Origin of the sequence: Butyrivibrio sp. AC2005, from assembly GCF_000424145.1 — a bacterium.
Lineage (GTDB): Bacteria > Bacillota > Clostridia > Lachnospirales > Lachnospiraceae > Butyrivibrio.
The window spans coordinates 1-13,437 of record NZ_AUJI01000015.1 but is presented as its reverse complement, the minus strand read 5'-3'; the positions used below and the strand labels follow the sequence as shown (position 1 = coordinate 13,437).

Here is a 13,437-nt window from a genome sequence, read left to right as displayed (position 1 = left end):
TAAGGAAATGATTATGAACAAAAACATTCTGATAATATGTGACAACGATAAAAACTATTGTAAAAAATTAGACAGCTATATAAGAGATAACCTCAGTATTCCTTTTGATATCTATGAAATAACAGATGCTGAAAGACTTATGGGATTTACAGAGAAAGGGAAAAATGTTTTGCTGCTGATTTCTCAGACTCTGTTCGAAAAGGAAAAGCTAAACGGATTTGAACATGTACTTGTCCTTAGAGAAAAGGAGAAATGCCTTGCTGAGGAAGGCTCAGAATATGGAGCTCAGCATCGGGACACGAGATATACAGATAAGTATCAGAAGAGTGAAAAGATTACTGATGCAATATTGGGAATGTGTCTTGATATGCCCGGAATAGTAGTAAAGGGAAAAGAGAATGAGGCGGGGAAAAAAGTTAAGGTCATTGGCTTTTATACTCCGGCACTTAATAATAATCAGACCAGGGAGGCAATTGCATATGCAAGAAATCTCTCATCCGAAGGAAATACAATCTATATCAATACAGACCCACTCTGCACAAATGGAGTAATACGTAATGAAGCATGGGAAGAAACTCTTATAGATCTTATGTACTTTGCAGAATGTGCAGGTGACAAATTCGGAATCTATTTTGAAAGAATTCTTAAACATGATAACGGATTGGATTTCATACCTGCTTCAAATTCTGCCTGCCAAAGCAGAATGATCAGTGCAAAGGAGTATGAAAAGCTAATAAATCAGATAGAGGGCAGAAACGGATACGATAATATCATACTGGATATTTCCGAAGGCGTTCGTGACTTGTTCGGAATGATTCATTTATGTGATGAAATCTATATGCTCTGGGATGATGACTACAAGGTAAACATGAGGACAAATCTTTTCCTTGAAGAACTGAAAAGGGATGATGGCTTTGATATGAAAAGACTTCATAGAATAAGCAGAACGGAGGAACATTGCCTTGAAGCATGATGAACTCAAAATAAAAATCAGAGAGACAATTCTTGAAGGCATGGATTTTACAAGAGATGTAGATGATGAAGAGATGTTTGAAAGAATTGATAAGGGAATTCTACTGTGCTGTAAAAATAAAAAAATTTCTCTTGAAGAAAAAATAAGACTTCGCCAGGAACTGTTTTATTCCATAAGAAAGCTGGATGTTTTGCAGCTCCTTGTTGATGATCCGAAGGTTACGGAGATCATGGTAAACGGAACAGATCATATTTTCGTTGAAAAAGACGGAAGACTTTTCAGACACGAAATGAAATTCGAATCACCCGGGAAACTGGAGGATGTGATACAGCAGATAGTAAGTAAGTGCAACAGAGTTGTAAATGAAGCCTCCCCAATAGTTGATGCCAGGCTGGAAAACGGATCACGAGTAAATGTAGTACTGGCACCGGTGGCGCTAAATGGCCCGATAATTACCATAAGACGATTTCCTGATAATCCTATAACCATTGATAAACTTATAAGTATCGGTTCAATTGAAAAAGATCTGGCAGCCTTTTTACAGACATTGGTAAAGGCCGGATATAATATCTTTATTTCCGGTGGAACAGGCTCGGGAAAAACAACATTTCTTAATGCATTGTCAGACAGTATTCCGAAGGATGAGAGAGTTATCACAATCGAAGATAATGCAGAATTACAGATAAGACATGTACCGAATATTGTGAGAATGGAAACAAGAAATGCAAATGTAGAGGGCTGTAAAGAAATAACAATCCGTGACCTTATTAAGTCTTCACTAAGAATGAGACCCGACAGAATTGTCGTCGGTGAGGTCAGAGGAGATGAGTGTGTAGATATGCTGCAGGCTATGAATACAGGACATATCTCGATGTCTACAGGACATGCCAACAGTGCTAAGGATATGCTCTCAAGACTTGAAACAATGTTTTTGATGGGAATGGATATTCCGTTATCAGCAGTCAGAGGACAGATAGCATCAGGAATAGATATTATAGTTCAGCTGGGAAGGCTAAGAGATAAGACAAGAAAAGTTCTTGAGGTGTGTGAATTAACAGGAAGGATAAATGACATGACAGGTGAAATAGAGATTCGGACATTATACAAATTTCATGAGACAGGCACAGACGAATCCGGAAAAATAATCGGAGAATGGAGGTGCGAAAATGAGCTTGAATGTGTATCAAAGCTGGAAGCGGCGGGTTTTGGACCTGCATGTAACTGCATTTGATATTCCTCTAATAGGAAGAAACATTCTTATTCTTTTCATAATAGGTAAGCTCTTTTATGGCAGCTTTATTGCATCAATTCTGATGTTTCCGCTGTCAATCCCATGGTTTGTCATACAAAAAGAAAGAAAGCAAAAGAAGGATAATCACGATCTTGGAATACAGTTCAAGGATGCGATGATGTCTGTTTTGGCTGCCCAGAAAGCGGGTTATTCCATCGAAAACTCCTTTTCAGAGGCTATACATGACATGAATATTCTCTATGGAAAGAGTGCACCGATATGTGCTGAGCTTTGGCGCATTGAGCAGGGAATAAAGAATAATGTCACCATAGAAAACATGATAAGAGAGCTTGGGAAACGCAGTAAAAATAAGGATATTGAGGAATTTGCAGGCGTTTTTGCAGTGGCAAAGAGAAGTGGCGGAAATATGACGGATACTATCGAAAGATGCATAGATGTCATTGGAAAAAGAATGGAAGTTGAAAATGAGATAGATGTCCTGATAGCAGCAAAAAGAATGGAAGCACAGATAATGGAAGTGGTTCCGTTCGGAATAATGACTTATGTTGGCATAACAAATCCGGGTTTTTTTGATCCATTGTACGGAAATGTACTCGGTATAACAGTAATGACTATATGTTTAATAGTATACGTTGCAGCCTACATTATCATGCAAAAAATAATAGATATTGAAATTTAGACGGAGTTTTACATGAAATACCTATACGTATTATATATGGTAATTCCTTTATACATGATGCTTCTGGCACTTCTTGCTGCAGAGGAGAGCATTCCGGAAAATAAGGAAGAACCACCATCGGGAATAGAAAAACTGTTTATGAAAACAGCTTCATACATTTATAGAAGATTCCTTAAGAAAAACAGATTTTTTCTGAGATCTCCGGGAAGAAGGCATGTAAAAGATAACCTGATAAAACTGGATTATGAGGGAGATATAAATAAAAAACTCTCATCGTATTACATAAAGAAAATATGCACCATGTTGATTCTTGTTTTTATGGGATCGCTGCTGGCACTTCTGGCAGGATATTCATCCGGTAGAGAATCAAATCTGAATAACAATGGCGAAATAATAAGAAGTACTTACGGTAAAGGAGAAAAGCAGGCACGCCTTGTTGCCATGGACGAAACAGGTGAGAGCATAGGAGACTTCTCGCTGAATGTAAGTGAAATCGAATATTCGAAGGAAGAAGTAGAACAGATGTATAAGTCCCTGATAGGTGAGCTTTCTAATGTGATTTTGGGAGAAAACACAGATTTAAGTCATATAAAGGAAAAAATGTATCTTCCGGATTCGATAAAAGGTTTCCCGTTTGAAATATCCTGGAAATCGGATAATATCGATGCTTTGCGCTCTGATGGCAGGACAGGTAACGATGATATTTCTTTTCAGGGTGAAAAGGTCATGCTCACAGCAAATATAAAATACAAAGAATATGAATGGGAGCATGTATTTAATTTAACTGTCATCCCCAGGGACTTTACCCAGGATGAAATCCTGTATCAGGAAATAAACGGGTCTCTTGCGGAAACAGAAGAAACTACAAGGACACAGGATAAGTTTTCACTGCCTGTCGAGGCGGATGGAGTAGTACTTTTTTGGAAAGAGAAAAATGATGACAACAGTCTTGTGATATTACTGGTTTCTATTGTTGCTGCCATTTCTATTTTTGCTCTTGGAGACAAGGATCTGACAAAGAAGGTTGAGGACAGGAGAAGACAGATGATTTTGGAGTATCCGGCATTTGTTTCGCGTCTGGTTCTGTACATGGGAAGTGGAATGTCTGTAAGAGCAATACTTATGAAGTTTTCAAGAGAGTATAAAACCCAGATCGGGGAAGGTGGTAAAAAGAGCTTCTTATATGAAGAGATAACAAAGAGCTGTAGGGAGCTTGAAAGCGGAGTCCCTGAAATGAGTGTATATGAGAGACTTGGAATCCGATGTGGATGTCAGCAGTATGCGAGACTTGTGACACTTTTGTCGCAAAATCTGAAAAAAGGAAATTCTGAAATGATGGCACTTCTACGTGAGGAATCGGATAAGGCGACTGCAGAGAGGATGTCATATGCCAGAAAGCTCGGTGAGGAAGCGGGAACAAAACTTCTGGTTCCTATGGTAATGATGCTTCTTATTGTAATGGTTGTCATTATGGTACCGGCATACCTCTCTTTCTGATAGCGGTAATCACCAAAAGGTGTTACTTATATAAATTTTTATTACAAGGAGGAAAAATGAAAGAAACAATGTTAAAAGGTGCTTCCTTACTGGTGGCACGAGCAAGAGACATGGCCTATTGCACTAAGGAAAAGATTAAAGAGGTCATTAGTGATGAAACAGGAATGGGAACAGTGGAGATAATTCTTATTATCGTTGTTCTCATTGGACTTGTCATAGTTTTCAAAAAGGAGATAGACGGACTTGTTACCGAGATCTTTAAAACAATTAACAGTGATGCGGCGAAGGTTACAGGCTAACGCCTATATGACCGTGTATCTGTCGCTGTCATTGACCATAATCCTGGCGCTTATTCTTGCACTCCTACAGGGTGCAAGAATCGGTGCGGTAAAGATGAAATCAGAGCTTGCAGTCGATATAGCCATGAACTCTGTACTTGGAGAATATAATAGAGAACTATTTGATAAATACGGACTTCTTTTTATAGACACTGCTTATGGGGCAAATACAGGTTCAATTATAAAAACAAGAGAGCATCTGTCTGATTATTTTTCCAAAAATTTCGAAATGACTACAATTGGAAAGCTGACAGGAAGAACTACACTTATGCCTGCTAAACTGTCACAAGTGAACATTACAGGATATTCGATTGCTTCAGACAGCGGAGGGGCTGTACTAAGACGACAGATCCTTAAATACATGGAAGCTGATCCGGTCGAAGCTGCAATAGGCAGTATTCAGGATAATGTCGATGAACTAAAGAGCTATGGTTTTGATGATACCGACGTTGAGAGGAATGCAAACAGTAATGAAACAGAGTTGTCAAAGCCCCATTATGCAGATACTGACGGAAATGGGGAAAATGAAACATATTATGCCGATAACCCTGCAGGCCAGGTAACAGCCCAGAAAAGTATAGGCATTCTTTCACTGGCAGCTCCGGATATAAACGAAATATCTGCTGCAGCCATAGACTCCTCACAGTATGCGTCTAACCGCTCGCTTAATAAAGGAACAGGACTTGATGAAACTGAGGATACCGGAGTTGGCCCTACACTTTTGTTTGAGAAATATCTACATGAAAAATGCGGATGTTACGGACTTGAGAAGGATGATAGCAGACTTAAGTATGAACTTGAGTATATCTATGCAGGAAAAGATAGTGATTACGCGAATCTGGAAAAAGTTGTTGAAAAACTATTTCTTTGGAAAGAGGCTGCAAATTTTGCTTACATTATTACGGATGAAGCAAAGCTTGCAGAGGCAGAAGCACTGGCACTTACGGCTTCAGTACTTCTCACGCTTCCCGAACTCCAGGAGGTTATAAAGATGGCAATAATATTTGCCTGGACTTTTGCAGAGACCATATCTGACTTAAGGATCCTTCTAAGTGGCGGTAAAGTCCCTATTTTAAAAACTGGTGATACCTGGAATCTTTCAATAGAGAATATGCTTGAATTCAGAGACCACCTGAAAAATGGTGGAGGTACGGGCCTTAGCTATGAGGACTATCTTAAAATGCTTATTTTTATGGAACATAAAGATAAGAAAACCCAAAGACTTATGGACATAATTGAGATGAATATAAGAAAAACCGAAGGAAACGCGGGATTTAGAATAGACAATTGTGTTGATTGCCTGTGTGCACAGTTTGATATCAATGGAGCTTACAACAAAAGAATAGAGATTGAGCGTGTCTATGGCTATGAAATGTTTGAATAAACAGAAGTAGCCAGCGATGGCCTTTTTCGCTAATTAAAAAATAAATAGGAAAAGAAATAAATAAATATATGGAAAAAATAATGGAAAAACGTTCGGAGAATTCCAAGTCAATATCTGATTCAAAGGAAAAAATGCTTCTTCGGGCATATAGAAAAAGGCTGTCGCTGGCTGCTTCTGTGACAGTTGAGGCATCAATAGTGCTCCCCATATTCTTATTCTTTTTTGTAAATCTTCTATGTATCTTTGACATCCTAAAACTCCAATGCGACTTAGAAGCAGCCCTTCATCAAGCAGGCAGCCAGATAATGATAAACAAAGCTGCCACGAAATCATTTTTGGGGTATGGCGGAGGAGAAAGTGACAAAGATATTGTAGCGGGCGCAGTTAACGCCGCTATGGCGAGCAGAATGGTTAAGAATTATCTCGGAGAAGACCGCCTGGATCACAGTCCGATTTGCAATGGCGCCTCAGGACTTAGCTTTGCTCAGACACTTTTTGAAACCGATTCGGATATCATAGACATAATTGCTACATATAAAGTGCACCCTCTCTTTGGAATCTCGGCATTTAAGGAATTTCCGGTCGAGGGAAGATTTTACGGACACGCATTTACAGGCTATGACGTAAGAGGAAGTGTGGGAGAAGAAAATGAAGAAGAGGATGAACTTGTTTATATAACAGAACATGGAACAGCATATCATAAGAGTCTTGATTGTTCTCACCTTAAACTTTCGGTAAAGTCTGTTTCAAAAAAGGAAGTATCTTCAAAGAGAAATAAGGACAGAGGAAAGTTTTACCCCTGTGAGTACTGTGGAAAACGGGCAGGACAAACTGTCTATATTACAAATTATGGAAATAAATATCACAGCGATAGAAATTGCAGTGGAATAAAAAGGACCATACGAACCGTGAGACTTTCAGAGGCTGCGGGGAGAAGTCCATGTAAAGAATGTGCAAATTAAATAAGAAGAGAGGAAAAGGAAATACCGGATAATATGAAAAATACATATGAAATGGAATTAGTATTTAAGGCTATTGCTGTGCTTATGCTTTTTTGTGCAGCAATATTTGATTTAAAAAATAAGAAGATACCGATCACAATTCCCTTTGTACAGATGATACTGTCCTTTTGCTATTGGATATGCCAGCTGACAATTGGAAATGGCGAAATAAAGGAACTTTTTTTATCCTTTGTTCCGGGGATACTGCTTGTGGCTATTTGTTTTATTTCAAGGCAGGGAGTCGGAATGGGAGATGGACTTATGGTACTTTCGCTTGGTCCGCTTATGGGAATGACAGATATACTTCTTGCAGTTCTGATCGGATTTACGCTTTCTGCAATAGTTGGAGCCGTGCTTCTCATATTGAAGAAAGTAAATGGCAAAAGTACCTTGGCATTTATACCATTTTTAACAGCAGGAGTGGGGGTAATGTGCTTTGCCTTCACTTAAAAGAATAACAATAGATGCATATATGACTGTTGAAGCTGCGCTTGTAATTCCGTCAGCAGTTTTCGGAATTGTTCTGATTATTTATATGGCGTTTTTAGTTTACGGAAGATGTCTGCTGTCTCAGGATGTTTATATTCTGGGATTCAGGGCAGCACTTTTATACGAACAGCAAGGATATGGAACACCGGCTGAATACGTAACGGATCATGCCACAGAGAAGACAGAAGGAAAATACTTTGGCAGCAGCGAGCCGGAAATAGAAGCCTGGCAGAGCGGAAAAGAAATAACCGTAGAAGGAAAGATAACAACTAATCATCGGGCACTTTACGGGTATTTCACCCGAATTCCTGATTTGTGGGAATCAGAGGCTCTGGCTAACCTAAAGCTTCATAATAATTCAAAGACCTTAAGACGCATAAAAAGAACGAAGGATATTTTGGAAAATCATGTGAAAAGAGAAAGGGAATGATAGATGGAGATTCAGTATTATAAGGATGCAAAGCATAATTACCTGATAATGAGTACAGAGGTAAGTGAAGAAAATCTTTTCCAGTATAAGATGCTTGAAAATAACAGAATAGATGGTCTTTTGCCATTTTCCTTAAGGAATATGGATGAATCTCACTATTTGTATTATGAGATAGATTCAAAGCAAAGCCTGAAGAACAGATACGGAAGGAAAAAAATGTCCTTTGAAATATTGCTGAATTTATTTGAGGGACTGTCCTATACAGCTAAGCATCTTGGAGACTATCTGCTGGACCCCTGTCATATCCTTTTATCTCCCGATGGAATTTTTGAAGAACTCTCAACTGGCAGATTTTTATTTATCTATGATCCTTGTCATGAGGAAAATGCTGACCAGGCATTTGTGGAAAGTCTAATGGATTATGTTGATATGGAAGATGAGAAAGGTGTCAAACTGATCTATAAACTTTTGGATTCTTTCTATGATGGAAGTGGAATAGATTTTACATTTCTGGAGAGCGTTGTAGCAGAGGAGAGAAAAGAAGAAAAGGACACATTTGTAATTGATGAGATGCCGATGCCAAAGACACAAGGATTTTATGACCATGAATACAATGAAGATGAAGAACCGGATGAAAAGGAAAATGAGAAAACTTCAGAGAAAAAGATTAAGATAAAGCTTCCTATAGGAACTCACTTCCTCCTGGCTATGCTGTTTGCGATTGTAGCCGCAGCTCTTGTGTACCTTAGATACGCCTATGTACTTACATATGAAGAAAGTCTTCTCGATATAGCAGTATTTATGGTATCAACGATGATGTCCCTTACATGTTTTCTTATTCAGATTAGGAAAAACGATAAGGCATTTACAAAAACAAAAAAAGAGATAGATGATGAAGATGAGGAAAGTGTAGAGGAATCATTAAGTACCATTAAAGAGAATGTGATTTCCTATGATGCTACATACGGAAAAGGAAAAGAAACAGTTAAAAAATATATGGATGATATAGCCGTGGAAGATGAGAGTGAAGAAACGGTTTTATTAACGCTTGATTTTAATGGAAGACTACATAAGCTCTATGCGGCGGAAGGTACAAATCAGCCCAATATTGATTTGGGAAACCTTCCGGCAGTAATAGGAAAACTTGCATCATGTGCTGATATTATTGTGAATGACAAAAGCGTATCCAGGATGCATGCCAAAATATACAGACCAAACAACTCCGATGATTTGTGGATACAGGATCTTAACTCAACAAATGGTACCTATGTAAACGGAAAAAGACTTATGCCAAATGAAGAAATATCTCTTAAAGAAGATGATGAGATTTCATTTGGAAAATGTGTATATGCATACCGCTAAAACATATGAGAATTATGTTATAATAAGCATTAGTTTGGTTGAATTTCACATGGAGAGTGCGGTATGAAAATCAATATTTACTACGGGGGAAGAGGAATTATTGACGACCCCACACTTCTGGTCCTTTCCAAAATGACGGAAGTCTTTAAAGAACTTAATGTGCAGGTGGAACAGTTTAATCTTTTTGAACATAAAAACGGAATCACTGCTCTTCCCGGAACAATAAAAAACGCAGACGGAATTATACTGGCATCAACTGTCGAATGGTTTGGTGTCGGTGGATATATGCACCAGTTTCTGGATGCCTGCTGGTTATATGGTGACAAAGAGAAACTTTCCCGCTTATATATGGCGCCCATAGTAATGTCCACTACTCACGGCGAGCGTGAAGGGATGATGGAACTTGCTTCTGCATGGGAAATACTTGGGGGAATTCCACTTGATGGTATTTGCGGATATATTGCGGATACATCTACCTTTGAGAGAAATGAGAACTACCAGAATCTTATTGAGAAAAAGGCTGAGAATATCTATCGTAATATGAATCAGAAGATGGAGTCTCTTCCTACCAGCAATCAGGCAGTAAAGAACCGTGTTTCCATAACAAAGATTACAGATCTTACCCCCCAGGAGACGGAGCAGCTGTCCCATTATGTTTCTAATCAGGAATATGTTCAGAAGCAGAAAGAGGATATACAGGAACTCAGCAGCATTTTCAGGGATAAGATGGAGAAAGACCATGCCGCAGAGCATGCTGCTGATTTCGTAGGCGGGTTTAAGAAACACTTCAAACCTGTAGCAGGAATACATGCAATTTATCAGGTGTCTCTTCTTGATCAGGTAAAAGATAAAAACATAATGATTAAGATAGACAACCAGAACATTGACTGTAAACTGGGTGAAGCATCGGAATGCAGTGTGCATGTTTCGATGAACACTACAATTCTTGAACAGATTGTTTCCGGAAGACTGACATTCCAGAGAGCCTTCATGGAAGGTAATCTCAAGATGAAGGGAGATTTCAAACTGCTTAGAAGTATGGACCAGCTGTTTGAATTTAAGTGATTTTGAACAGATCAGAGAATGATGAAGAAAGAGAAATAACAGAAGCCTTTTGGAATAAACAGATTTCTATTTTAAAGACATCATATATAAATACGATAATTATTATACTGAATATCGTTATATTTATATATAGCCTGGCAGCAGGTAATACTTTTGTTGCTAAGTATGATCACAGAAGTGATCTGCTGGTAGCAGGTTTAGACTATTACAGGATTATTACCTCCATGTTTTTGCACAGTGACCTGGAACATTTATTTAGCAATATGCTTGCATTGTTTTTTGTAGGTGCAAACGTGGAACATGATATAGGTCATATACCATATGTAATTTTGTATTTTTTATCAGGTATAGCAGGAAATCTTGTAAGCACCTATTATGACTGCCTTACCGGACAATTTATCCCTGCCATAGGAGCTAGCGGTGCGGTATTTGGCGTGGTAGGTGCTGTTGTCGTAATTGTCTTTTTTGGAAGGAAAAAACTCAGAAAAGGTTCTAATCTCATGCTGAGACTGGGACTTATGATAGCTCTTTCAGTTTATAGCGGCTTTACTGCTGATAATATTGATAATGCAGCCCATATAGGAGGGCTTATCGGAGGAATTCTGATAACCCTGTTTATTACAATAGCAGGAAGAAAAAATTATACTATGGAGGAATGGTTATGAAAGATTCAAATTGCATTTTCTGTAAACTCGCCAACGGAGAAATCCCCACTAATTCAATTTATGAGGATGACAAATTTAATGTAATACTGGATAACGGACCGGCTACAAAGGGTCATTGTCTCATCTTGCCTAAGGATCATTATGCCGATTTATTTGAGCTTCCCGAGGATGTTGCGGCTGATGCAATGAAACTTGCAAAGAAACTTGCAGAATCATTAAAGAATAAACTTTCCGCAGATGGAGTGAATCTCGTTCAGAATAATGGTGCGGCAGCAGGACAGACAGTTCATCACTTCCATCTTCATATAATTCCGAGATATGAAAACGATGGACAGCATATATTATGGAATCCTACAGAGCCATCTGCAGAAGAGTTAAAAGATCTTTGTGATTTATTAAAATAAGAAATGTAACACAAAATGAACACTGTCGATTTCGGAGGAATGTTTTGAGAACTATTAACGTATCAGAAATAACAACTGCTGTAAAAGAGTTATGCATTGACGCAAATTACCGGCTATCTCCAGACATGATAGAAGCTATTAAAAATGGTAGGGAAAATGAGAAGTCGGAACTTGGAAAACGTATATTTGAGCAGCTGGAGGAAAATCTCAAAATAGCAGGGGAGGAACAGATACCCATATGCCAGGACACCGGAATGGCAGTGTTTTTTGTCGATATCGGGCAGGATGTACATTTTGAGGGCGGACTTCTGACAGATGCCATAAACGAAGGGGTAAGACAGGGATATATAGAAGGGTATCTGAGAAAATCTGTAGTAAAGGATCCTCTTATCAGGGAGAATACCGGAGACAACACACCTGCAGTTATTCATTATAATATTGTGCCCGGAGACAAGGTTGAAATCACTATAGCACCTAAAGGATTTGGCAGTGAAAATATGAGCAGAGTATTTATGCTTAAACCTGCAGATGGTGAAGAAGGCGTAAAGAATGCAATTATTCAGGCTGTGAAGGACGCAGGTCCGAACGCGTGTCCTCCAATGGTAGTGGGAGTTGGTATAGGCGGAACCTTTGAGAAGAGCGCGCTTATGGCCAAGGAGGCACTTACAAGAAAAGTTGGTGAGCATTCAGAAATACCTTATGTGATGGAAATGGAAAAAGAAATTCTTGATAAAATAAACAAGAGCGGAATCGGACCGGGCGGACTCGGAGGAACAGTTACTGCACTTGCTGTAAATATAAATACTTATCCCACACATATTGCAGGATTACCTGTAGCGGTTAATATATGCTGCCATGTAAACAGACATCGAAATGTTGTATTATAAAGGATAGAAAATTAGAAAATATACTATATATAGAAGAAAGTATTATATTTTTAGAAAAGTAAATTGGGATACTTCTATATAATATGGAGTTATAAGGACGCTAATTTATGGAAAGAAAAATTGTAGCACCATTAGATTTGGATACCGCAAAGTCTTTACGAAGTGGAGATATGGTATATATTACAGGAATAATATATACAGCCAGAGACGCAGCTCACAAGAGAATGAATGAGGCTCTTGATAAGGGTGAAGAACTTCCGCTCAACATGGAAGGAAATATTATATATTACATGGGACCGTCTCCAGCAAGGGAAGGAAGGCCTATCGGATCTGCCGGACCGACTACGGCAAGTCGTATGGATAAATATGCTCCCCGGCTGCTTGATATGGGACTCAGAGGAATGGTTGGTAAAGGCAAAAGATCAAATGAGGTTATAGAAGCAATTAAAAGAAACGGAGCGGTATACCTTGCTGCAATCGGAGGAGCAGGAGCGCTTCTTTCAAAAGCTATAATCAAATCTGAAGTTATAGCGTATGATGATCTTGGCACAGAGGCAATTAGAAAACTGGAAGTAAAGGACTTTCCTGCCATAGTTGTTATTGATAGTCAGGGAAACAATCTGTATGATACTGCTATAAAAGAATACTGTCTTGAATAAAAGGCCAATTTTTATAATGAATATTATTTAGGTGACTTGTAATAGTTAATTCCACTTTGTAAGAGTAAATTCCACCTTGTAGGAGTAAATTCCACGGGGTGGAGTTTTCTTTTTACAAAAATGATGGATTTTATCCACATTTACGGCTATAATAGCACAAAAGTCGGAAAAATGCGTATGACAATCAGAAGTCGAGTTCACATTGTCCTGTTAAGAGTTAGTGAATTCCACCCCTAAGAGAGTAGGTATGAAAGTCATCCAACTACGCAGAACTCCGGCTTTTTTATTATGAAATGGAAGTTTCTGCTCCGCAGAAACCTCGGAATTTAATAGTTAATGGTCAAAATACAGG

15 protein-coding genes are annotated in these 13,437 nt (G+C 38.6%); all 15 read left to right on the top strand.

The annotated features are described in order from the left end of the window. Positions 1-13: 13 nt before the first annotated feature. The 15 genes from G602_RS0105365 (at position 14) to G602_RS0105295 (ending at position 13,085) form a co-directional block, all read left to right on the top strand. Positions 14-973: a hypothetical protein gene (locus G602_RS0105365; protein ID WP_155829698.1), complete on the top strand. Its 960-nt coding sequence runs from the start codon at positions 14-16 to the stop codon at positions 971-973. Between the two features lie 40 nt (positions 974-1,013). Beyond that, positions 1,014-2,204 (top strand): CpaF family protein, encoded by a 1,191-nt coding sequence (locus G602_RS0105360; RefSeq protein WP_044931210.1) that lies wholly within the window; start codon positions 1,014-1,016, stop codon positions 2,202-2,204. Beyond that, on the top strand, positions 2,179-2,904 hold the full coding sequence (locus G602_RS0105355) for a type II secretion system F family protein (protein WP_049945071.1): 726 nt from the start codon (positions 2,179-2,181) through the stop codon (positions 2,902-2,904). The genes G602_RS0105360 and G602_RS0105355 overlap by 26 nt, the downstream gene beginning before the upstream one ends. Positions 2,905-2,916: 12 nt before the next feature. After that, entirely contained in the window at positions 2,917-4,401 is a 1,485-nt protein-coding gene (locus G602_RS0105350; RefSeq protein ID WP_026658039.1) for a type II secretion system F family protein, read from the top strand. A 56-nt stretch (positions 4,402-4,457) separates the two neighbouring features. Continuing rightward, on the top strand, positions 4,458-4,700 hold the full coding sequence (locus G602_RS25335) for a Flp1 family type IVb pilin (protein WP_330369040.1): 243 nt from the start codon (positions 4,458-4,460) through the stop codon (positions 4,698-4,700). Positions 4,701-4,707: 7 nt separating this feature from the next. Continuing rightward, on the top strand, positions 4,708-6,123 hold the full coding sequence (locus G602_RS0105340; protein ID WP_026658038.1) for a DUF5702 domain-containing protein: 1,416 nt from the start codon (positions 4,708-4,710) through the stop codon (positions 6,121-6,123). Positions 6,124-6,203: 80 nt separating this feature from the next. Then, entirely contained in the window at positions 6,204-7,085 is an 882-nt protein-coding gene (locus G602_RS0105335) for a hypothetical protein (RefSeq protein ID WP_155829696.1), read from the top strand. 33 nt (positions 7,086-7,118) lie between these two features. After that, entirely contained in the window at positions 7,119-7,574 is a 456-nt protein-coding gene (locus tag G602_RS28610; RefSeq protein WP_026658035.1) for a prepilin peptidase, read from the top strand. Beyond that, the gene (locus tag G602_RS0105325) at positions 7,561-8,043 is read left to right on the top strand and encodes a hypothetical protein (protein WP_026658034.1); all 483 of its coding nucleotides are present in this window, start codon (positions 7,561-7,563) and stop codon (positions 8,041-8,043) included. The genes G602_RS28610 and G602_RS0105325 overlap by 14 nt, the downstream gene beginning before the upstream one ends. A gap of 3 nt (positions 8,044-8,046) precedes the next feature. Continuing rightward, positions 8,047-9,405: a DUF6382 domain-containing protein gene (locus tag G602_RS0105320; protein ID WP_026658033.1), complete on the top strand. Its 1,359-nt coding sequence runs from the start codon at positions 8,047-8,049 to the stop codon at positions 9,403-9,405. A 63-nt stretch (positions 9,406-9,468) separates the two neighbouring features. Next, entirely contained in the window at positions 9,469-10,470 is a 1,002-nt protein-coding gene (locus G602_RS0105315; RefSeq protein ID WP_026658031.1) for an SCP2 sterol-binding domain-containing protein, read from the top strand. Positions 10,471-10,472: 2 nt separating this feature from the next. Next, on the top strand, positions 10,473-11,135 hold the full coding sequence (locus G602_RS25325) for a rhomboid family intramembrane serine protease (protein ID WP_049945070.1): 663 nt from the start codon (positions 10,473-10,475) through the stop codon (positions 11,133-11,135). Continuing rightward, entirely contained in the window at positions 11,132-11,539 is a 408-nt protein-coding gene (locus G602_RS0105305) for an HIT family protein (RefSeq protein WP_026658030.1), read from the top strand. Before G602_RS25325 ends, G602_RS0105305 begins: the two co-directional genes overlap by 4 nt. A gap of 44 nt (positions 11,540-11,583) precedes the next feature. Continuing rightward, positions 11,584-12,426, top strand: coding sequence for a fumarate hydratase (locus G602_RS0105300; protein WP_026658029.1), 843 nt, complete (start codon positions 11,584-11,586; stop codon positions 12,424-12,426). 107 nt (positions 12,427-12,533) lie between these two features. Further along, positions 12,534-13,085, top strand: coding sequence for a Fe-S-containing hydro-lyase (locus tag G602_RS0105295; protein ID WP_026658028.1), 552 nt, complete (start codon positions 12,534-12,536; stop codon positions 13,083-13,085). Positions 13,086-13,437: the final 352 nt, after the last annotated feature.